This is a genomic window from Kitasatospora arboriphila, from assembly GCF_039528095.1.
Lineage (GTDB): Bacteria > Actinomycetota > Actinomycetes > Streptomycetales > Streptomycetaceae > Kitasatospora > Kitasatospora arboriphila.
In genome coordinates, this window is record NZ_BAAALD010000055.1 from 21,610 (window position 1) to 42,211 (window position 20,602).

The 20,602-nt window shown below is 72.5% G+C and carries 23 protein-coding genes and 1 tRNA gene; 10 read left to right on the plus strand and 14 right to left on the minus strand.

All coding sequences use genetic code 11. From position 1 onward, the window contains the following. Positions 1–223: 223 nt before the first annotated feature. Positions 224–1,708, minus strand: a complete 1,485-nt coding sequence (locus tag ABD353_RS25230; RefSeq protein WP_344625954.1) for a potassium/proton antiporter — start codon at positions 1,706–1,708, stop codon at positions 224–226. Positions 1,709–1,929: 221 nt separating this feature from the next. Between ABD353_RS25230 and ABD353_RS25235 the strand changes: the two genes are divergently transcribed. Continuing rightward, positions 1,930–4,671 (plus strand): penicillin acylase family protein, encoded by a 2,742-nt coding sequence (locus tag ABD353_RS25235; RefSeq protein WP_344625955.1) that lies wholly within the window; start codon positions 1,930–1,932, stop codon positions 4,669–4,671. 22 nt (positions 4,672–4,693) lie between these two features. On the opposite strand, the gene ABD353_RS25240 is transcribed toward ABD353_RS25235, so the two are convergent. Continuing rightward, a complete protein-coding gene (locus ABD353_RS25240) occupies positions 4,694–5,299 on the minus strand; it encodes a 5-formyltetrahydrofolate cyclo-ligase (RefSeq protein WP_344625956.1) in 606 nt (201 codons plus the stop codon). A gap of 58 nt (positions 5,300–5,357) precedes the next feature. Here ABD353_RS25240 and ABD353_RS25245 point away from each other — a divergent pair, with 58 nt between their 5' ends. The 8 genes from ABD353_RS25245 to ABD353_RS25280 all read left to right on the plus strand — a co-directional run bounded on the left by ABD353_RS25245 (position 5,358) and on the right by ABD353_RS25280 (position 11,772). After that, positions 5,358–6,296 (plus strand): GGDEF domain-containing protein, encoded by a 939-nt coding sequence (locus ABD353_RS25245; protein ID WP_344625957.1) that lies wholly within the window; start codon positions 5,358–5,360, stop codon positions 6,294–6,296. Positions 6,297–6,351: 55 nt separating this feature from the next. Next, positions 6,352–7,272, plus strand: a complete 921-nt coding sequence (gene galU, locus ABD353_RS25250; RefSeq protein WP_344625958.1) for a UTP--glucose-1-phosphate uridylyltransferase GalU — start codon at positions 6,352–6,354, stop codon at positions 7,270–7,272. A gap of 24 nt (positions 7,273–7,296) precedes the next feature. Beyond that, positions 7,297–8,619 (plus strand): molybdotransferase-like divisome protein Glp, encoded by a 1,323-nt coding sequence (gene glp, locus ABD353_RS25255; RefSeq protein WP_344625959.1) that lies wholly within the window; start codon positions 7,297–7,299, stop codon positions 8,617–8,619. A 114-nt stretch (positions 8,620–8,733) separates the two neighbouring features. Continuing rightward, positions 8,734–9,171 (plus strand): cyclic pyranopterin monophosphate synthase MoaC, encoded by a 438-nt coding sequence (gene moaC, locus ABD353_RS25260; RefSeq protein WP_052390727.1) that lies wholly within the window; start codon positions 8,734–8,736, stop codon positions 9,169–9,171. After that, the gene (locus ABD353_RS25265; protein ID WP_344625960.1) at positions 9,168–9,704 is read left to right on the plus strand and encodes a MogA/MoaB family molybdenum cofactor biosynthesis protein; all 537 of its coding nucleotides are present in this window, start codon (positions 9,168–9,170) and stop codon (positions 9,702–9,704) included. The genes moaC and ABD353_RS25265 overlap by 4 nt, the downstream gene beginning before the upstream one ends. Beyond that, entirely contained in the window at positions 9,701–10,318 is a 618-nt protein-coding gene (locus ABD353_RS25270; protein WP_344625984.1) for a GNAT family N-acetyltransferase, read from the plus strand. Before ABD353_RS25265 ends, ABD353_RS25270 begins: the two co-directional genes overlap by 4 nt. Before the next feature lie 160 nt (positions 10,319–10,478). Then, on the plus strand, positions 10,479–11,576 hold the full coding sequence (gene sepX, locus ABD353_RS25275; RefSeq protein ID WP_344625961.1) for a divisome protein SepX/GlpR: 1,098 nt from the start codon (positions 10,479–10,481) through the stop codon (positions 11,574–11,576). A 122-nt stretch (positions 11,577–11,698) separates the two neighbouring features. After that, positions 11,699–11,772: transfer RNA gene (locus ABD353_RS25280), tRNA-Ala, on the plus strand. Positions 11,773–11,844: 72 nt separating this feature from the next. Here ABD353_RS25280 and ABD353_RS25285 read toward each other — a convergent pair. The 12 genes from ABD353_RS25285 to ABD353_RS25340 form a co-directional block, all read right to left on the minus strand. After that, positions 11,845–13,104, minus strand: coding sequence for a tyrosine-type recombinase/integrase (locus ABD353_RS25285; protein ID WP_344625962.1), 1,260 nt, complete (start codon positions 13,102–13,104; stop codon positions 11,845–11,847). Then, positions 13,101–13,310 (minus strand): excisionase family DNA-binding protein, encoded by a 210-nt coding sequence (locus ABD353_RS25290; protein ID WP_344625963.1) that lies wholly within the window; start codon positions 13,308–13,310, stop codon positions 13,101–13,103. The genes ABD353_RS25285 and ABD353_RS25290 overlap by 4 nt, the downstream gene beginning before the upstream one ends. Then, the gene (locus ABD353_RS25295) at positions 13,307–14,584 is read right to left on the minus strand and encodes a replication initiator (protein ID WP_344625985.1); all 1,278 of its coding nucleotides are present in this window, start codon (positions 14,582–14,584) and stop codon (positions 13,307–13,309) included. Before ABD353_RS25295 ends, ABD353_RS25290 begins: the two co-directional genes overlap by 4 nt. Positions 14,585–14,640: 56 nt before the next feature. Then, on the minus strand, positions 14,641–15,309 hold the full coding sequence (locus tag ABD353_RS25300) for a class I SAM-dependent methyltransferase (protein WP_344625964.1): 669 nt from the start codon (positions 15,307–15,309) through the stop codon (positions 14,641–14,643). Positions 15,310–15,369: 60 nt separating this feature from the next. Continuing rightward, complete coding sequence (locus ABD353_RS25305; protein WP_344625965.1) at positions 15,370–15,540, minus strand: hypothetical protein; 171 nt, start codon at positions 15,538–15,540, stop codon at positions 15,370–15,372. Between the two features lie 2 nt (positions 15,541–15,542). Further along, positions 15,543–15,725 carry a hypothetical protein gene (locus ABD353_RS25310; protein ID WP_344625966.1) on the minus strand — a complete coding sequence of 61 codons (183 nt, stop codon included), beginning with the start codon at positions 15,723–15,725 and terminating at the stop codon, positions 15,543–15,545. A 91-nt stretch (positions 15,726–15,816) separates the two neighbouring features. Then, positions 15,817–16,353 (minus strand): DUF6197 family protein, encoded by a 537-nt coding sequence (locus ABD353_RS25315; protein ID WP_344625967.1) that lies wholly within the window; start codon positions 16,351–16,353, stop codon positions 15,817–15,819. 18 nt (positions 16,354–16,371) lie between these two features. Further along, positions 16,372–16,569 carry a hypothetical protein gene (locus ABD353_RS25320; RefSeq protein ID WP_344625968.1) on the minus strand — a complete coding sequence of 66 codons (198 nt, stop codon included), beginning with the start codon at positions 16,567–16,569 and terminating at the stop codon, positions 16,372–16,374. A gap of 13 nt (positions 16,570–16,582) precedes the next feature. Continuing rightward, positions 16,583–17,281 (minus strand): DUF2637 domain-containing protein, encoded by a 699-nt coding sequence (locus ABD353_RS25325; protein ID WP_344625969.1) that lies wholly within the window; start codon positions 17,279–17,281, stop codon positions 16,583–16,585. A 284-nt stretch (positions 17,282–17,565) separates the two neighbouring features. Next, positions 17,566–17,775, minus strand: a complete 210-nt coding sequence (locus ABD353_RS25330; protein WP_344625970.1) for a hypothetical protein — start codon at positions 17,773–17,775, stop codon at positions 17,566–17,568. A gap of 77 nt (positions 17,776–17,852) precedes the next feature. Next, a complete protein-coding gene (locus tag ABD353_RS25335; RefSeq protein WP_344625971.1) occupies positions 17,853–19,247 on the minus strand; it encodes an FtsK/SpoIIIE domain-containing protein in 1,395 nt (464 codons plus the stop codon). Between the two features lie 5 nt (positions 19,248–19,252). Beyond that, positions 19,253–19,609 carry an SCO3933 family regulatory protein gene (locus ABD353_RS25340; RefSeq protein WP_344625972.1) on the minus strand — a complete coding sequence of 119 codons (357 nt, stop codon included), beginning with the start codon at positions 19,607–19,609 and terminating at the stop codon, positions 19,253–19,255. A 204-nt stretch (positions 19,610–19,813) separates the two neighbouring features. Between ABD353_RS25340 and ABD353_RS25345 the strand changes: the two genes are divergently transcribed. Next, entirely contained in the window at positions 19,814–20,602 is a 789-nt protein-coding gene (locus tag ABD353_RS25345) for a GntR family transcriptional regulator (RefSeq protein ID WP_344625986.1), read from the plus strand.

The window sequence follows — 20,602 nt, forward strand, 5'->3', positions numbered from 1 at the left end:
CGGGGTAGATACCGGGTCCTGCCGGCTGTGGGGTGGTGCGGGTGCCGGCGTCAGGCAGGGTGCTGCGGACCGCGGCCGCCGAGCGGTCGCGCCAACTCTGCATCAGGCAGATGTTGCGGGTTTTCTAGGTGTAGATCTTCCGTATCGATCGATTATATGGCAGCCGGGCCCTGTGAGGCCGCTGATGCAAGGCAGGTCACATCCCGCCCCGGCGGCCGCCGGTTCAGCGGCCGCGCAGCCAGCCCGCCAGCTTGCCGCCCCGGTCGACGGCACGGAGCCGGCGTTCGGCGGCCTCGCCGACCTCCTCGGTGGTGACGACGAGGAGCTCGTCGCCGGCCCGCAGGATGGTGGTGCGCTCCGGCACGAAGCTGCTGCCCTCCCGGACGACCAGGGTGACCGCGGCGCCCTTGGGCAGCCGCAGCTCGCCCACCTCGACGCCGGACATCCTCGACTCCGGGGAGAGCGAGACGGACAGCAGGTGGCCGTGCAGCTTCTCCAGCGGCGCGGACTCGATGCCGAGGTCCTGGCCGAGGTCGCCCTCGCCGATCCGCAGCGCGCGGGCGACCGGCGGCAGGGTCGGCCCCTGCAGCAGGGTGAAGACCACGACCAGCACGAAGACGATGTTGAAGACCTCCTGGGCCCGCGGGGCCGCCGCCACCATCGGGATGGTGGCGAGCACGATGGGCACCGCGCCGCGCAGGCCGGCCCAGCTGAGCAGCGCCTGCTCCCGCCAGGGCAGCCGGAAGGGCGTCAGGGAGAGCAGCACCGAGGCGGGCCTGGCCAGGAAGACCAGCACGGCGCCGCAGACCAGCGCCGGGACGATCGCCGAGCCCATCTCGCTGGGCGTGACCAGCAGGCCGAGGACGACGAACATGCCGATCTGGCCGATCCAGGCGAGGCCGTCGGCGAAGCCGCGGACGGCCGGCCCGTGCGGCAGCTTGGAGTTCCCGAGGATCACCGCCGCGGTGTAGACGGCGAGGAACCCGGAGCCGTGCAGCAGCGAGCCGCCCGCGTAGGCCAGCACCGTCAGGGCCATCACCGCGATCGGGTAGAGGCCGGAGGACGGCAGGGCGACGTGCTTGACCGCCCAGGCGCCGATCCGGCCGACGGCGAAGCCGACCGCGGCGCCCACGGCGAGCTCACCGAGGATGGTGCCGACCATCACGTACCAGGGGTCGAGCGGTCCGGTGGCGGCGAAGGCGACGACCAGGATGACCACCGGGGCGTCGTTGCAGCCGGACTCGGCCTCCAGCAGGCCGGTGAGCCGGCGCGGCAGCGGCACGGTGCGCAGCACGGAGAAGACCGCTGCGGCGTCGGTGGAGGAGACGATCGCGCCGAGCAGCAGCGCGGTGCGCCAGTCCAGGCCGACCAGCCAGTGCGCGCCGGCGGCGGTGACGAAGACGCTGACCGCGACGCCGAAGGTGGCCAGCACGCCGGCGGCGGGCATGACCGGCCGGATCGCCCGCCAGCTGGTCTTCAGCCCGCCCTCGGCGAGGATCACCACCAGGGCCGCGTAGCCGAGGACCTGGGCGAGGGCGACGTTGTCGAAGGCGAGGCCGAGGCCGTTGTGGCCGAGGGCGATGCCGATGCCGAGGTAGACGAGGAGGCTGGGCAGCCCGGAGCCGGTGGAGATGCGCACGGCGACCACCGCGACCAGGAGGATCACGGAGAACTCGAGCAGGAACGCGTTCAGGTGGTCGACGGTCACGCAGGGGCACCTCTGCGGCAGGAGGGGCTGATGAGTCGTTACTCAGTCTAACATTTTACTTGATCTTTGATCGAGGCCCCTCGGCCTTCCCTTCCGGTCATCCCTCCGGGGTATCGTCCCCTCTGATCCAACCGTGGGCGTCCCCGGTGCACGTCCGCCACCTGAGCCGACCTAATGTGGTGAGCTGTCTCCGCCGCCACGTCCCCCAGTCAAGGACCCAGATGCCCCGCTCGAAGAAGTTCCGGCGCGCCCGTCTGATCGTGATCGTGCTGGTCGTGATGCTGATCGCCGGGCTGGGCGGGAGCGGTTACTGGGCGGTCCACACCGTACGTGCCTCCTTCCCCGAGCTGACCGGCACCGTCCGGGTCGCCGGCCTCGCCGCCCCGGTCGACGTGAAGCGCGACGACAAGGGCGTGCCCCAGCTCTACGCCGACACCTCCGAGGACCTCTTCCGCGCCCAGGGCTACGTCCAGGCGCAGGACCGCTTCTGGGAGATGGACGTCCGCCGGCACATCACCGCCGGGCGGCTGTCCGAGATGTTCGGCTCCGGCCAGGTCGAGACCGACGCCTTCCTGCGGACCATGGGCTGGCGCCGGGTCGCGCAGCAGGAGTACGACACCGTGCTCTCCGCCGAGACCAAGAAGTACCTGCAGGCCTACGCGGACGGCGTGAACGCCTGGCTCGCCGAGCACCCCGGCGGGGCCGGCGCCTCCCTCGAGTACGCCCTGCTCGGCGCCGTGAACGGCGACTACAAGCCGGAGGAGTGGACCCCGGTCGACTCGGTGGCCTGGCTCAAGGCCATGGCCTGGAACCTCTCCGGCAACCGCCAGGAGGAGATCGACCGCGCGCTGCTGGCGCAGAACTTCGAGCAGAGCGAGATCGACCAGCTGTACCCGGCGTACCCGTACGACCGGAACGGCACCATCGTCAAGACCGGCAAGCTCGCCGCCGACGGCACCTACAAGCCCGCCGACGGCAGCGCCGCGCCCGGCACCGCCGCCGCGACGGCCGGCACCGGCACCACGCAGGGCCGCGCCGCCACCCAGGCCGTCCTCAAGGACCTCTCCGACAAGATGGCCGCCGTGCCGCAGCTGCTCGGCCCGCAGGGCCAGGGCATCGGCTCCAACTCCTGGGTCGTCTCCGGCAGCCACACCACCACCGGCAAGCCGCTGCTCGCCAACGACCCGCACCTGGGCCCCGGCATGCCGTCCGTCTGGTACCAGATGGGCCTGCACTGCCGCACCGTCGGCCCCAAGTGCGGCTTCGACGTCGCCGGCTTCACCTTCGCCGGCACCCCCGGCGTGGTCATCGGCCACAACAAGAAGGTCTCCTGGGGCTTCACCAACCTCGGCGCCGACGTGACCGACCTCTACCTGGAGAAGGTCACCGGCCCCGACACCTACCTGCGCGACGGCCAGGAGGTGAAGTTCCAGACCCGCAAGGAGACGATCAAGGTCGCCGGCGGCGAGGACCGCACCATCACCGTCCGCACCACCGTCAACGGCCCGCTGATCTCCGACCAGTCCTCGGAGCAGCAGAACGTCGGCACCTACGCCCCGGCCGGCAACGCCGCCCCGGACCGCGCCAGCGGCTACGGCGTCGCCCTGCAGTGGACGGCCCTCACCCCCGGCCGGACGATGGACGCCGTCTTCGAGCTCGACGCCGCCGCCGACTGGAAGGGCTTCCAGAAGGCCGCCGCCGACTTCGCCGTCCCGGCCCAGAACCTGATCTACGCCGACACCGAGAACAACATCGGCTACCAGACCCCGGGCACCATCCCCGTCCGCGGCAAGGGCGACGGCCGCTACCCCGCCCCGGGCTGGGACTCGGCCTACGACTGGAAGAAGGACCCGGTCCCCTTCAAGTCGCTGCCCTACAGCTACAACCCGGCCTCCGGCTACATCGTCACCGCCAACCAGGCCGTGGTCGACAAGGGCTACCCGTTCTCCATCACCACCGACTGGGAGTACGGCACCCGCGCCAAGGAGATCACCGACCAGATCGAGGGCCGGCTGAAGAACGGCGGCAAGATCTCGCCGGACGACATGCAGGCCATGCAGCTCGACAACACCAGCGTGATGGCCAGGACCCTCGTCCCGCTGCTGCTCAAGGTGAAGATCTCCGACCCGTACGTCCGCGAGGCCCAGGACCTGCTGAAGGACTGGAACTACCACCAGGACGCCGACTCCGCGGCCGCCGCCTACTACAACGGCGTCTGGCGGGCGCTGCTCACCCTCGCCTTCGGGCAGAAGCTGCCGGCCTCGCTGCGCGCCGAGGGCGACTGCCTGCTGGTCCGTCAGAAGTCCAACTCGACGCTGCCCGACGACGCGGTCAACGGCGAGGTGAAGCCCGTCACCGAGTGCGGCACCCGCAAGCCCGACCAGGCCCAGCCGGACGGCGGCGACCGCTGGACGGAGGTCGTCCGCACCCAGCTGGCGCAGCCCGACAGCACCTGGTGGAACTACATCGACTCCGACCACCTGCCGCAGCACGGCCTGAACAACCTGCTCGCCCAGGCGATGAAGAACGCCCGCCAGGACCTCACCGCCTACCTGGGCAAGTCCATCTCCACCTGGAGCTGGGGCCGGCTGCACACCCTGACGCTCAAGGAGACGACGCTCGGCAGCGACGACTCCTCGATCGCCTCGGGCTTCGTGCACCGGCTGCTCAACCGCGGCCCGTACCGGCTCTCCGGCGGCAGCGCCGCGGTGAACGCCGCCGGGTGGAACGCCGCCGCCGGCTACCAGGTGGACTGGATCCCCTCGATGCGGATGGTCGTCGACCTCTCCGACTTCGACGCCTCCCGCTGGATCAACGTCGGCGGCGCCTCCGGCCACGCCTTCCACAGCAACTACAACGACCAGACCGAGCTGTGGGCCAAGGGCGAACTGCTGCCCTGGGCGTACTCGCCGGACGCCGTCACCAAGGCGACCGCGCACACCATGACGCTCACCAACGGCTGACCCGCCGCGGGGGCGCCGCCGCTCAGCCGGCGGCGCCCCCGCGGAAGCGGTGCACCCCCGAGGGCGTCACCACCGCGTCCACCGGCAGGTCGTGGGCCTCGCCGGGCACCTCGGGCAGCAGCTCCTCCTCGTACAGCAGGGTCGCCAGCAGCGGCTCGGCGCCGGCCGCGGCCAGCCGGGCCAGCACCCGGTCGTAGCTGCCCCCGCCGCGGCCCAGCCGCACCCCGCGGCGGTCCACCGCCAGACCCGGCAGCAGCACCAGCCGCGCCCCGCAGACCGCCTCCGGCCCCAGCCGCGGCCCGGTCGGCTCCAGCAGGCCCCGGGAGGCCGGGGCGAGCGCCTCCCGCCCCTCGTACGGCGCCCAGTCCAGGTCGTTGTCGGCCAGCAGCACCGGCAGCAGCACCCGCACCCCGCGGGCCGCCAGCGCGTCCAGCAGCGGACCGGTGCCCGGCTCGCCGCCGACCGACACGTACGCCGCCACCGTCCAGCCCGGTTCGGCCAGCGCGGCGGCGTGCACGGCCAGCTCCCCGGCCGCCGATGCCCGCCGAGCGGGTGACAGTGCGCGGCGTCCCGCCAGCAGGCGTGACCTCAGGGCGGCCTTGTCGTTGTGCAATGGATTGGCAGTCATGGGTCCCCACAGCTCGGCACCGATCGGTGCCCCGAGCCTGACATGCGGAAGGCGCCACATGTCCACCCCGCTCCTGGTCCAGGCACTCGCCGCGCTGAGCGCCCCCGCGCTGGCCGGCGCCGGGCTGCTGGGCGCGCGGCTGCGCCGGGCCGCGGCCACCGCGGCCGAGCGCGAGGCGGCCCTGCAGGGCACCGTCGCCGAGCTGCGCCAGGAGCGCGACGAACTGCAGCGCACGGCCTCCTGCGACCCGCTCACCGGGGTGTGGAACTACCGGCACCTGCAGATCACCCTGGACAAGGAGATCGAGCGTGCCCGCCGTGCCGCGGCCGGCGACGAGAAGCGCCCGCTCGCCCTGCTGATGCTGGAGATCACCGGCTTCGACGCGGTCGTCGCCGAGCACGGCCGCAGCCGGGCCGGCGCCGTGCTGCGCGACCTCGCCCAGCGCCTCGCCGTCGAGATCCGCCGCTCCGACACCCTCGGCCGCTACGGCGGCGAGGAGTTCCTCGTCCTGCTGCCCGACACCGGCGCCGAGGGCGCCGTCCAGGTCGCCGAGCGGCTCGTCTGGACGGTCCGCCGGCACCGGCTGCTGGACTGGTCCGGCAGCGGCGCCGAGCCCCGCCCCGCCGACACCCCGGCCGGCCCCGCCGGGGCCCCCGCCACCGCCCGCGGCAACGGCCTCACCGCCGCCGTCGGCATCGCCGTCCTGCCGCGCGACGGGTCCCACGCCGCCCTGCTGCTGAGGGCCGCCGACCGGGCCCTCGCCGAGGCCCGCCGGGCGGGCGGCGACTGCTGGCGCGGAGCCCCGGTGGAGACCGTCCCCACGGCGGCGCCCGAGCCCGCACCTGCGGTGCGCTGCCGGCGGAGGTCCGACGGGCCGACGGAGGCGGCGGGAAAGCCGGGTAGTCTGTCCGCCTGTACCGGCACCGAGGCCACCCTCACCTCCGTCGGCCACGCCCGCACCGCTGCCGCCACGGCCGCTGCTCGGGACGGGGTTTAACACCCCACTCACCTCGCTCTCACAGGGCGCTGAAACGCCTCAGTAAGGTCGACGCATGACGAAGACGCACGCCCGCACCCCCGTCACCAAGGCCGTCGTGCCCGCTGCCGGCCTGGGGACCCGCTTCCTCCCGGCGACCAAGGCGACGCCCAAGGAGATGCTGCCGGTGGTCGACAAGCCGGCCATCCAGTACGTCGTCGAGGAGGCCGCCGCCGCCGGCCTGTCCGACATACTGATGGTGACCGGCCGCAACAAGCGCGCGCTGGAGGACCACTTCGACCGGGCCTACGAGCTGGAGGAGCTGCTCACCCGCAAGGGCGACCACGACCGGCTGCGCCGCGTCCAGGAGTCCGTGCAGCTCGCCAACATGCACTACGTCCGGCAGGGCGACCCCAAGGGCCTCGGCCACGCCGTCCTCGTCGCCGAGCAGCACGTCGCCGGCCAGCCCTTCGCCGTCCTCCTCGGCGACGACCTGATCGACCCGCGCGACCCGCTGCTCTCCCGCATGATCGAGGTCCAGCAGGAGCTCGGCGGCTCGGTCGTCGCCCTCATGGAGGTCGACCCCTCGCAGATCCACCTCTACGGCTGTGCCGCCGTCAAGCCGAACGGCTTCGGCGACGACGTCTTCCGGATCACCGACCTGGTCGAGAAGCCCGACACCGAGGACGCCCCGTCCAACTACGCGGTGATCGGCCGTTACATCCTCGACCCGGCCGTCTTCGAGGTGCTCAGCAAGACCCCGCCCGGCCGCGGCGGCGAGATCCAGCTGACCGACGCGCTGCGCGAGCTCGCCGCCCGCGACGAGACCGGCGGCGGCCCCGTCCACGGCGTGCTGTTCAAGGGCCGCCGCTACGACACCGGCGACCGCGCCGACTACCTTCGCGCTATCGTCCGACTGGCGTGCGAGCGCGAGGACCTCGGCCCCGAGTTCCGGGACTGGCTCCGGCAGTTCGTCGCCACCGAGATGCACAGCTGACCCATCACGAAGGCGAGTGAGGCGATGACCGCGGGCCCCGCGCACGGCAGCAACGACCCCTGCTGCGAGGACGCCGGGGCCCCGGCCGCCCCCCGGACGTGGACCGTCGACGAGCACCTCGCCGACGTCCTCGCCGCCGCCGCCCCGCTGCCGGCGGTCGAGGTCGACCTGCTGGACGCCCTCGGCCGCCGGCTCACCGCCGACGTCACCGCCGCCGTCGACCTGCCGCCCTTCGACAACAGCTCGATGGACGGCTACGCGCTGCGGGCCGCGGACACCGCGCCGGTCGCCCTCGCCGTGGTCGGCGACATCGCGGCCGGCGCCGCCGAACTCCCCGAGGTCGGGCCCGGCCGGGCCGCCCGGATCATGACCGGCGCACCGGTGCCGCCCGGCGCCGACGCCGTCGCCCCGGTCGAGTGGACCGACGGCGGCAGCGGCACCGGCGAGGCCGCCGACGCGATGACCGCCGCCGTCGCCGGCGAGACCGTCCAGGTGCTCCGCCCGGTCGCAGCCGGCGCCCACATCCGCCGCCGCGGCAGCGACATCACCGCCGGCACCACGGTGCTCACCGCCGGCACCCTGCTCGGCCCCGCCCAGCTGGGCCTGCTCGCCGCGATCGGCCGCGCCACCGTCGCCGTCCACCGCCGCCCGCGGGTCGCGGTGCTCTCCACCGGCAGCGAACTCGTCCAGCCCGGCGAGCCGATCGGCCCCGGCCGGATCAGCGACTCCAACAGCTTCGCCCTCGCCGCCGCCGCCCGCGCCGCCGGCGCCGAGGCCGTGCGGATCGGCGGCGTGCCGGACGACCCGGCCGTGCTCCGCCGGGTGCTGCAGGAGCAGCTCGCCCACGCCGACCTGATCGTCACCAGCGGCGGCGTCAGCGTCGGCGCCTACGACGTGGTCAAGGAGGCCCTCCAGCCGCTGCACGGCGGCGAGGACCTCGGCGGCGTCGACTTCCGGCGGCTGCGGATGCAGCCCGGCAAGCCGCAGGGCTTCGGCCGGCTCGGCAAGGACGGCGTGCCGCTGCTCGCCCTGCCCGGCAACCCGGTCAGCGCGTACATCTCCTTCGAGCTGTTCGTCCGGCCGCTGATCCGCACCATGCTCGGCGCCCCCGACGTGCACCGGCCGGTCGTCTCCGCGGTCTGCACCGCGGACCTCTCCTCGCCCGCGGGCCGCCGCCAGTTCCTGCGCGGCCGGTACGGCACCGACGGCACCGTCACCCCGGTCGGCGGCGCCTCCTCGCACCTGGTCGGTGCGCTCGCGCACGCCGACTGCCTGATCGCCGTCCCCGACGACACCACCGCGCTGCCGGCCGGCAGCCGCGTCGACGTGGTCCTTCTCACGGACTGACGCCACCGGGGTTGTACGGTAGCGCGGTATTCGACCCGCGCCACTGGAGCCCCCGTGACCGAGACACCCCCCGGCGACCGCCTCACGCACGTCGACGACACCGGCGCCGCCCGCATGGTGGACGTCTCCGAGAAGGCCACCACCGTCCGCACCGCGGTCGCCGCCGGGCGGGTCGCCGTCGCCCCGCGGGTGGTCGAACTGCTCCGCGGCGAGGGCGTCCCCAAGGGCGACGCCCTCGCCGTCGCCCGGATCGCCGGGATCATGGGCGCCAAGCGGACCCCGGACCTGATCCCGCTCTGCCACCCGATCGCCATCTCCGGCGTCACCGTCGACCTGGCGGTCACCGACGACGCGGTCGAGATCACCGCCACCGTGCGGACGGCCGACCGCACCGGCGTCGAGATGGAGGCGCTCACCGCCGTCGCCGTCGCCGGACTGACCGTCGTCGACATGGTGAAGGCGGTCGACAAGGCCGCCGCGATCACCGACGTCCGGGTGCTCACCAAGACCGGCGGCAAGAGCGGCGACTGGGCCCGCGAGGACGCCCGGTGACCGCCGACGGCCACCCGGCCGCCGGCCGCCCCGTGCGCGCGCTCGCCGTCACCGTCTCCAACCGCGCCTCGGCCGGCGTGTACGAGGACAAGGGCGGCCCGCTGCTCGTCGAGGGCCTCGGCCGGATGGGCTTCGCCGCGGACGGCCCGCGGGTCGTGCCGGACGGCGACCCGGTCGAGGCGGTGCTCCGCGAGGCCGTCGAGGCCGGCTACGACGTCGTCCTCACCACCGGCGGCACCGGCATCTCGCCGATGGACCTCACCCCCGAGATGACCGCCCGGGTGATCGACCGGCAGATCCCCGGCATCGCCGAGGCGATCCGCGCGCACGGCCGCGACAAGGTGCCCACCGCGGTGCTCTCCCGCGGCCTCGCCGGCCTCGCCGGACGCACCCTGATCGTCAACCTGCCCGGCTCCACCGGCGGCGTGAAGGACGGCCTGGCCGTCCTCGAACCGCTGCTCGCCCACGCGGTCGACCAGCTCCGCGGCGGCGACCACCCGCGGCCGGACGGCACCGTCCGGAGCACGAGCTGAGCGCCGGCTGGCCGGTCGAGCTGACCGAGGGCGACGTGACGCTGCGCCCGATCCGGGCCCGTGACCAGCGCGCCTGGCAGGAGGTCAGCCGCCGCAACCGGGACTGGCTGCGGCGCTGGGAGGCCACCGTGCCCCCGCCGCCGGCCGGCCGCGGCGGGGTCGCCCGGCCGAGCTACCGGCAGATGGTCCGCTACCTGCGCGGCGAGGCGGCGGCCGGCCGGATGCTGCCCTTCGTGGTGCTGCACCGGGGCCGGCTGGTCGGCCAGCTCACCGTCGGCGGCATCACCTGGGGGTCGATGTGCTCCGCCAACGTCGGCTACTGGATCGACGAGGAAGTGGCGGGCCACGGCATCATGCCGACCGCCGTCGCGCTCTCGGTCGACCACTGTTTCCGCACGCTCGGACTGCACCGGATCGAGGTGTGCATTCGGCCGGAGAACCGGCCGAGCCGGCGGGTGGTCGAGAAACTCGGCTTCCGCGAGGAGGGAATGCGTCCGCGGTATCTGCACATCGACGGCGACTGGCGCGACCACCTGGTCTACGCGCTGACCGTCGAGGAGGTGCCGGAGGGCATGCTGGCGCGCTGGCGTGCCGTCAGGAGCGGCCGCTCCTGAGTGAATTGAATATTTGTTCGAAATAGATATCGATCCGGCATCGGGCCCCGGGTCGAGTGGTGGCAAACACCGGCAAAATAGTCGGAGAATCAGCTTGATCACACGACACGCCGCGCCAAATTGCTGCCAGGCCTCACCATGCCCCCGTACCGTGTGAATCGTGAGCAGTAGCGGCCTTATCTACGCGGTCATCGTGGGAGCCTGGGCCGCCTATCTGGTGCCGATGTGGCTCCGCAGGCAGGACGAGCTCAACGAGTCGCGTCCGACGGAACGCTTCAGTACCGCGATCCGCCTGCTGGCCGGCCGGTCGGCGCTGGAGCGGCGCGCTTCGAAGTCCCTCACCGACGAGTCCGACGGCGGCGAACCCGCCCCGACCGAGGACGACGCCCCCGGCGACGCCCCGGCCTCCGGCGCGCCCGCGGCCGCCGACGGCGCCCAGGCCGATCCGGAGCTCCCGGCCGTCGGGCCGGCGGACGCCCCGGACGCCCCCGGGAGCGCCGAGGTCGCCGAGGTCCCCGAGATCCGGGCCCCGGGCGCCGAGCCGTCCGCGGACCGGCCGGTGCACCGCCCGACCGCCCAGCGCCGGGCCCGGTTGCTCGCCCGGCGGCGCCGGATGGTCACCCTGCTCTTCGTCGCCTTCGCCCTGGGCGCGGTGGTCGCGGCCGTCGCCGGCTTCGCCTTCATCTGGGTGCCCGCCCTGCCCGCCGTCCTGCTGACCTTCTACATCGGCCACCTGCGCCGACTGGAGCGACAGCGGTACGAGGTCAAGCTCGACCGCACCCGGGCCGCCCAGGCCGCCGAGCGGCTGCGGGCCCGCGAGCGGGCGCGCGAGCAGGAGCGGGCCGCGGCGGACGAGCCGGCCGTCGAACCGGAGGCGGACGTGCGCGCCGCGAACGGGCCGGCCCGGCCGCACCTGCGGCTGGCCGCCGACCTGCCGGCGCACGGCCCGTCCGACACGGCCTCGACCGCGACGGCGCTCGCCGAGGCCACCGACCACGAGGAGTGGGTCGACGGGATGCGCGAGCGCGGGCCGGCCGGTGCCGACTCCTGGGAGCCGGTGCCCGTCCCGCTGCCGACCTACGTCACCGCGCCGGTCGCCCCGCGGGTCACCCGCGGCCTCGACCTCGCGGCCCCCGGCGTCCGCGACTCCGGCCGCCCGGCCGAGTCCCGCCGCACCCCGCTGTTCGACCAGTACGCGGAGAGCGCGGCGCCGCCCGAGGCGGACTGCCCGCCCAGGGCCCGAGCGGCCAACGAGTGACCTCCGGCGCCCCGCCCCCCCCCCCCGGGGGGGGGGGGGCGCCGCACGTCGGGGGCGGTTCGGGACCCGCAGAGGCAATGGTCACGAGGTGGTCCGCAGAGGTGATAGAGTTCTTTCTCGTTGGGGCTGTGGCGCAGTCCGGTAGCGCACCTCGTTCGCATCGAGGGGGTCAGGGGTTCGAATCCCCTCAGCTCCACCCAACACAGAGGCCCTCCCGGGATTATCCGGGAGGGCCTCTGAGCGTTTGTACAGCAGGGAAGTACAGCAACTACTCGGGCTGCTCGGGTGCTTCGGCGGTGATGTGCTGCCCGAGCTTCTTCAGCGCCCGACGGGTCGCCTCGGACGGTACGTGGGTGTAGATCTCCATCGTGACCGCGATCTTGCTGTGCCGGAGGATCTGCATCGCGATCCGTGGGTGCACGTCCAGCGCGGCGAGGAGCGACCCGCAGGTGTGCCGGGTGTCGTGCAGCCGGATCACCCTGACGCCGGCCAGCTCGCACCGCCGCTTGAACGAGCGGTTGAAGTTGCGGGGTTCGACCGGCGAGCCGGTCCGGGTGGTGAAGACGAAGCCCAGCTCGGACCAAAGCACGCCGGCAGCCTGCTTGGCCGATGCCTGGACCTGTCGTCGGAGTCTCAGCGCGGCCGTGCAGATGTCGGGCAGCGGCAGGACGGCGGTGGACGCGTCGGTCTTGGTCTCGTCGTGGACGAGCTGACGCCGGATCCGCTGGAGTTGCGCCTCCACCGTCAGCAATTCGGTGTCGAGGTCCACCGAATCCCAACCCAGGCCGAGGACCTCCCCTCGCCGCAGCCCGAGCACGAGGATCAGCACGTACGCCGGGTACAGCGGGTCGCCGTCCCGTCGGGCGGACTCCAGGAAGGTCTTGGCTTCCTCGACCGACCACGGCCGACGAGGTACCCGCCGGGGCGCACGGAGCTTGACGAGCGCGGCGAGGTTCTTCGTGATCAGCTCCTCCGCCATCGCGTTGGTCAGCGCCGACCGGAGGGTGTTGCGGGCATCGCGGACCGTTCGCTGGGACAGCCGCTGATCGCAGCACCGGCCGATCGCGCAGCAGCGGCGGCGCCGCTTCGGGTCGCGGTGGTTGACCGGCCGTGCGGCGTCCTTTCCCTGGATGCAGCACTGGCAGCCTTCGAGCAGCTTGTTGGTCCACTCGCGGACGTCACGCACTGTCAGCTTGTCGAGCCGCTTGGAGCCAAGCCCCGGCGCGATGTAGAGCCGGACGTGCATCTCGTACGTCTCGGCCGTCTTGGGCTTGAGGTTCGGGTTGACCACTTCGCGGAGCCAGTAGTCGAGGTAGCCGCCCAGCGTCGGCGCGCTGGTGGCGACGGGGCCGGCCTTCGCGGCGCTGTGCAGCTTCAGCCACTTCTCGTGCACCTCGGCCCGGGTCTTGCCGTAGACGTACTTCCGGTCGCGGGTGCCGTCGGGCTTGGTGACCCAGACGTACGCCGCGAACCCGCCCTGCTTGCGGGGGTAGATGGAGCCTTCGCCGTTGCTGCGCTTGCCGCTCATGCGCACCACTCCTGCTCGGCCTCGGCGGCGCACCGGGTGACGTACTCGTCCACCCAGACAGGCAGGATGCGGCGGTCCCTGCCGACCTTCACCGAGCGGATCTTGCCCGTCAGCACCAGCATCTTGGTCTTCGAGAGTCCGAAGTTCAGCATCACCGCGACTTCCGCCGTCGTGTGCCACTTGCGTTCGATCACCGTGACGCTCATCGGGTGGGTTCCCCTTCCGTTCCGGGTGCGGGTTGTACGGCTGCGGCCAACCAGGACTCGCCGCGGTTGAGACCGTTGCCGGCGTAGGTCCAGTGGGCGAGGACGAGCGTGCTGTCGTCGGCCACCGGGGCATCGGGGCCATGGAGGAGCTGGAGGGTCTGTGCGCGGCGCCAGGCGGTGCGGGCGCCACGAAGTGCACCCAGGGTGGTCGAGTACTTCCTGGTCTTGGTCGAGAAGTGCCCTCGGAAGCCGAGCATGTGGGCCCAGGCGCGGAGTCGGAGGGGCTTGCACTCGGGGTTGTCGTCGAGCAGCCATGCCGTTCGGATCAGCCGCCGGGCGTGCTCGGGGATGTCGAGATGCTGGATCTGCGCGCGGAGCCTCAGCGGCCGGTCGAGCGTGCCCGTCGCGGTCTCGGCGCCCTTGGTTGCGTATTTGGCGATGTAGGCCGCCACGGCGCGCTCCGTGATCTGTACGGGACCGTTGAAGGCCGCACTGCGGATCGTGCGGATGTCGAGCTGCCGGCCGAAGGCGAAGCGGTGCGAGCGCTCGCCGATCTGCGGCCCGGGGATGTCCGTTCGACGGGCGGCAGCCTGAATCGCGTCGGTCAGCAGCTCGGCGGAGGCCCAGTCCGGCGGGGAGTCGCTGCCACCTTCCGGGCCGTCGAGCCGGATGACGGCGTGGAAGTGGATGGCCCCGCGCTTCTGGTACTCGGCGACCTTGCCGAACGACACCCGAGCGGCGTCCCGGAAGGCACGTTGTGACAGCCCGGCCCGCTTGGCGATCTCCCGACGGAGGTGGATCGAGAACCGGGCCCAGAGCTTGCCCGCGTGGGCGTTCCACAGCACGGCCGCCTCGTAGTCGTACGTCTCGGGGTCGAGTGCAGAGCCGAGCAGCGGATCGTCCGGGGCGTGATCGGCCCCGCAGCGGCAGCGGCCGGCGGAGGGCCGGTTGTGGACGGGCCCGAAGCTCGGCGCCGTGAAGGTGGCGAACACGCGGGGGTGCGACGCCACGGTCTCGGGAGTCCCTTTCCCGCCGACCAAGCCAGCGGTGATCAGGTGATAGGTGTCCCGGCGGTACGTCTCGGCGCAGGACGCGCAGCGGGTCGTACGACGGTTTCCGCAGCGGACGAGCAGGTTGCCGGCGGGCAGCTCGGACGACTCCAGGTGGTGCAGCACCTGTCCGGTCGTCTCATTGATCTCGGTCCGCCAGCCGTCGAGCCGGATCGGCGAGGTGCACCCGGCCAGGCCGGAGAGCTGTCGCATCAGTGCGGGCATGATGCCCTGAGAAGCCAGTTCGACGAGGTCTGCGATGGGTGGCAGCGTCGGCGTAGTCACGCGGCCACCTCCGCACGGACGGTAGCGAGGAATTCGGCGGCGATGTGGGCGGTGTAGGCGGGCGGGATGGCTTCGCGGAGGCCGTCGCGTGTGGCCCAGGGCATGCCCATCACGTCGCGGGCGAGGGGGACGTTCGAGAAGTTGCCGACGATGTGCATGTTCTCGCCGTCGCGGACGGGGCGGCCCATCTTGGCGTTGGGGGCGAGGTGGCGGGGGTGGTGGAGTGCGCCGGCCGGGAACGAGGTCTCGAAGAGGCGGTGGCGGTAGGTGCGCAGGCCGAACATGGAGCCGCACAGCTCGACGGGGTCGAGGAGGGGCGCGCCGGGGACGTTCTCGATGATGTACGGGCGGCCGGTGGACACCAGGAGGCCGCGCAGGGGCTCGATGAGGTCGGGGTGGGTGTTGCCCTGGATGCGCTGGGCGTTGGTGTAGCGCTGGCAGGGCGGTGAGGCGTGGATGAGGTCGTACTCGGTGCCGTGCTCGGCGACGTAGGCGAGGGCGTCGTCCTGGTGGAAGGCGAAGGGGTAGCGGGGCTGCGGGGTGATGTCGATGCCGGTGACGTCGAACCCGGCGAGTCGGTAGCCCGTGCCGGCGCCTCCCTGGCAGCAGAAGAGGTCTAGGACGCGCAGGCCGTTGGCGGGGCGGGCGGGGAGCTGGTGGAGCACTGGTTCACCTCTGTGGCGGAGGCCCCGGGGCGGTGTTGTCACGGCCCCGGGGCGGCGCGGTCAGGGCTGGTCGGACGCGGGCTTCGTGTGCTGGTCGGTCCAGGTCTCGGCGCAGACCTTGTGGGCGGGCTTGCCACGGTCCGAGCGGAGGTTGGTGGGCTTGTCGCAGACGCCGCAGGGGGCGGGCTTGCTGGCCCAGTGCGAGGAGTCGCGCCAGTCGAAGACGGCCACGGTCAGACCGCCTTGGCGGTGACCAGGGGGCGCGCGAGGGTGCCGAGGCCACGGCAAGCCGGGCAGGCGACGGGGATGGTGCGGCGGGTGCCGTCGAGGTGGCGGGAGCCGGTGGCGATCACGGCGGAGGCGAAGCCGTCGCAGTGGTGGCAGACGCGGATCCGGGCGTGGCGGTGCTGGGGCATGATGGTGCTCTCCTTCGTGGGCTTCGGTTCGGGAAGGGACGTGGTCCTCGGGGCGGTGTGTGCTTGCCGGCTGTGCCGCCCCGAGGGCCGATCAGATGCCGAGCGACAGGGCCCGGGCGCTGGCCCGGTCGAGGAGCTGATGGACGTCGCTCTGCCGGGTCGCTGGCAGGTCGTTGAAGACGTCGGGAGAGCTGACGGGCCGACCGGTGGCGTGGAGGACTTCCATCACCTGCACGCGGGCGCGTCGGACGGTGTACGCGGTGCCGTAGCCGTGGGCCAGGACGGCGGCCTGCGCGCCGAGTAGGCAGACGCGGCCGGCCGAGTCCCACATGGCCCCCTGGACCCAGCCGACCTCCGCGAGGTACCGGGACGCGAGCCGCAGGTGGTCCGAGACGGACACCTCGACCGGCCGGGCCGGGCGGTGGACCAGGCGATCCAGAAGTGTGGGGCGGGGCACGGGGAGCCCGGCGTTCCAGCGCTGGACGGTGGAGCCGAGCGGGCAGACGTACGGGACGGTCAGCCGGGCGGAAGCCGGGAGAGAGGCCAGGTACGCCTCGATCTCGGCGACGAGGGTGGAGCCGTCCGGGGTGAGCAGCAGCGAGTCGGGGAGTAGCAGGCTGGCAGCCATGGCGGGACCTCCGTTCGGTTACTTGGTGGTGGTGTTGTTGATGACCTGCACGCCGTCGTGCGTGGTGCTGTCGATCAGCGGCGCGACCGAGGACGTGGCGAGGTAGAAGCCGAGCAGGACCAGCGCGGTGACCGCCCACCAGCGCAGTCGCAGGTGCCGGACGATCAGCCAGCTGACGATCAGCAGGACGAGGGTCAGCGGGAGCGTGATGTTCATCGGGCGGTACCTCTCAGATCAGCTCGGCGGCGAGGGCCGAGGCGAGCGGGTCCTTGATGCCGAGCCGGGCGCGCAGCGTGGCGGCGTCGATCGGGTCGCCGGTGCGTGTGCGGTGGTCCTCAGCGACCTTCCGGGCGTGCTGGAGCAGCGGTGCAGGAACGGCCGTCGCGGCCGGGGTGACCGGCTGCGCGGGGGCCGGCGGGGGCGACGGGGCTGGGGGCTCCGGCAGGGGAGCGGGCGCCAGAGCCGGGAGCGGTGCGGCGGGCTCGATCGGCTCGGGCTCCGGTTCGTACAGCGGCGGCAGTTCGGTGTCCTCCACGAAGGGGACCCGCTCGGTGTCGGAAGCGGCGGACTCCGTTTGGTGCACGAGCAGCGTGCCGCCAAGGAACGCAGCGGCGGGCCAGCCGGCGACGACGATGCGCAGCCAGGCCGGGGTCTGGCCGAGGTCGAGCAGGCCGGCGGTGCCGATGTTGGCGCCCAGCGATGCGGCGAGCGCGATGACGAACCAGACCCAGGCCAGTGCGGTCGAGGTCCGGGCGCGGAGTCGGCGCCATGCGGCGACGAGCAGCAGATCGACGGAGACCGGGTAGGCCCACGCCTTCCAGCCGGTCTGTCCCGAGGCTTCGGCGAGGTCGTGCAGGTGGGCGAAGGACAGCGCGGCGGCAATCACAGCCTGTACCAGGATGGCGTCGGGCTTGGGCAGGTGGCGCATGTCGGTTCACCTCCGGGTGGTTGGGGCCGGAGCGGGCGCGGTGTCCGTAGTGCTCCCAACTCCGGCCGAAGCTGGCCTACTTGGCGGCGTTTCTGGTCACTCCGGTTCGCCGAGCGCCATGCCGGTGCCGAGGCAGTCCAGGCAGGTCGCTTCCTGCTTGGCGAGCTGCCGGCGGCGGGCACCACGGCCGGCGAACACGGGGACCGTGATCTGGCCGGAGCCGGAGCACTCGGTGCAGGAAAGGGCCTTGGGCGCGGAGGTGTGGGCTCGGCGGGGCACCGGGGTCACCCACCGTTCCGGTTGTGGCGGTCGGCGGCGGCGCGGGCCTCTCGGGCGACGTCGGCGGCGTCCTGGTCACCCGGGTTGGCGTTGGCGATGCGCTCCAACAGATCCGCCTTCTCGGAGAGGAGTGGGCCGGGGTCGGCGCCGGGGGAGGCAGCCCGGACGTGGGCGAGGAAGGCGCCGATCTCGGCGAGGGTGGGCTTGCGGGACATCGCGGTACTCCTCTGGTTTCGGGCGTGACTGAGTACGGACTTGGCGCTGTGGGCCGCGCCCGGCCGGGTGGTGATCGCTATTCGGCGACCGAGGCGGGGGCGTAGATCGGCGGGGCCGAGGGCTGCGGCGGGACGACGGCCGGAGCGGTGGCCGGGCGGAAGGCCGCCAGGCGGTGCAGGTCGGGCGTGAGGTGTGCGTACTTGGCGCACTGGGCGGCGACCTCAGCGAGCGACCGGTACGGGGTGCGGATCTGGTGCCAGACGCCCGAGGTGTCGCCGGTGACGGCGGTGCCGGGCATGCTCGGGCTGATCCGGGTTGCGGCGTCCATCGCGTCGTTGGAGATGTCGCCCAGGCCCATGCGGGCGCTCTCGACGTCGTTGACCCGGTGGACGGTACGGCTGGTGAGCTGGGAACGGAGCAGTGTCGCGCCCTTGCCGAGGTCGGCGCCGAAGCGCTGGCCGGTGATCTCCAGAAAGATGCCGGCCGCTCGGGCGAGCTGGGACAGGCGGATCAGCGCGGTGACGAGCTGATTGCGGCGCGGTTCGTCGTCCCGGGACGCGACCAGGAACAGCTCGGCGATCTCGTCCACCAGGACGATGATCGGCACCGGGCGGACCTTCTCAGGAAGCCCCCAGATGTCGGCCGTGACGTTCTCGGCCGCGACCGAACCGGGGAGCCCCTGGTAGGCCCTGATCAGGTCGTACCGGTCGTCCATCTCGACCAGTAGGGCGAGCAGGACACCGAGTGCGTCCGCCTGGTTGGTGGCCAGTGCGGAGAGCCGCCGGGTGAACGGGCGCTGTTCGACGCCGCCCTTGCAGTCGATGCCGACCAGTGCGACAGGCTGAGGTGCCAGGCCGTGGATCAGGTTGCGGGTGTACATCGATTTGCCGGACTGGTTCGCCCCGAGGTTCATGCCGTGCGGGACCTCGCAGTAATCCCGGACGTGCGGAGTGCCGTCCGACCGCAGCGCGACCGGGATCCGGAGCAGCCCACCGGCCCTGGCCACAGCCCGCCGGGGCATCTGCACCGTGCGCAGCACGTCGTATCCGACGATCCGGAGGTCCACGACGCCCGGCTTCACCTCGGACGCGTAGACGGCGTGGACTCCCCAGGCATGCCGCAGACGCTCGGTCGCGTTGAGCACGTCGGCGGTTTCCTGGCCCCGGGCGAGGCGGAGCCGGACCCGAAGGCCGGTCGCCGATCCCCGGAAGCCCCGGATCTTCGGCATCTCGGGCTTCGAGTCGCGGTTGGCCGCCTGTGCCGCCATCGCCCGCCAGAACGACGGTTCGACGGTCAGGCCGCAGGCTTCCATCACGGCGTCGTAGTCGCGGTGGATCCGGCTGATGGTCAGCGGCAGGCCGATAGTGGTCCAGTACGCGCGCGGGTGCCTCGCCTTGGCGTACAGGGCCCCGGCGCCGAGCGCGACGGTCGGGAGACCGAGTTCGAGCAGCGAGGTCGTGAGCGCGTCCATCGCGATCAGCCCTGCGCGCCAGCGAACGCGAGCGGCATGGTGGCGGTGACCGCCTCGGCGCGGAAGGCGATGCCGCTCCGCTTCTGGCCGTTGAACTCGTTCTCCCACGGCCGGGCGATCAGCTTGGTAAGCGCGACCAGGGTGCCCGGGGCGAGCCCCTCGGGGATGCCGGGCTGCGGCACGGTGAGGGACAGGATGTCCGCCTGCCCGTTGGCTACGAAGGTCACGTCGATGGTCATCAGCGGGGCGCCGGTCTCGGTGTCCAGGGCCATCTCGCCGGTCTGCCGGTTCTTGAGCTTCGGGCGCGGCTCCTGGGCCACCATCACCAGCGCGCCGGTCGTGTCGACGGGGATGAAGCGCATGTCGCGTACTCCTTCGCTGACCCCGGAGGACATCCGCCCCCGGATCACCCTGCTCACGGCAAGTGCCGCAAGTCCTCAACTCCTCTAGTCCTTAAGTCCTCTTGAGGAGTTGCAATGAACTATGACGCGGCATCAGCTAGTCGTCAACTCCTCTTTAGGACTTAAGATGTGTCCGAGACCACGACAGGGGCGGTGACCGGCGACATGGCCAACCAGTACGAGCGGATTTCCGCTGATTTGCGACGCCAGATCGACTCGGGCGAGCTCACCGAGGGAGACCGGCTGCCAGCGGAGACCGCGCTGGCGGAGCACTACAGCGTGAGCGTCCCGACCGTCCGCCAGGGCGTGGGCGTGCTCCAGTCCGAGGGGCTGCTCGAGAAGCAGCACGGACGCGGCACCTTCGTCCGCCGCAAGCCCACCCCGGCGGTCCGCAGCAACCTGCGCCACCAGTGGGAGAAGGATCGGGCGCGCGAGCCCGAGTCCGAGCGACTCAAGACCGGAGCCACTGAGCACGACACCGGCCTCACCGTGGACGACCTGATCTTCGACGCCAAGTACGAGCAGGTGCCGGCCTCCCCCGATCTCGCGGCGGCGTTCAAGCTGCCCGAGGGCACGATGCTGCTGAAGCGGACCTACAAGACAAGGCACAGCAACGAGCGGGCACCGTTCAACATCTCCCGGTCGTACCTGCCGCTCGAACTGGTCGAGGCGAACCCGGACTTGCTCCGCGAGGAGCTCGAACCGTGGCCCGGTGGCACCCAGAACCAGCTCTTCACCCTCGGCATCGAGCTCGACCGCATCGTCGAGACTTTCCGCGCCCGCCCGCCGATGGACAACGAGGCCATCGCTCTCGGCCTGCCGGTGGGTGTGTCCGTGGTGATCCTCCGGAAGACTTCGATCGACACCACCGACCGCGTGGTGGAGATCTCCGACGTCGTCCTGCCAGGCGACCGCACCGAGATCGTTTACACGACCAAGCTGGACAGGTGGTGA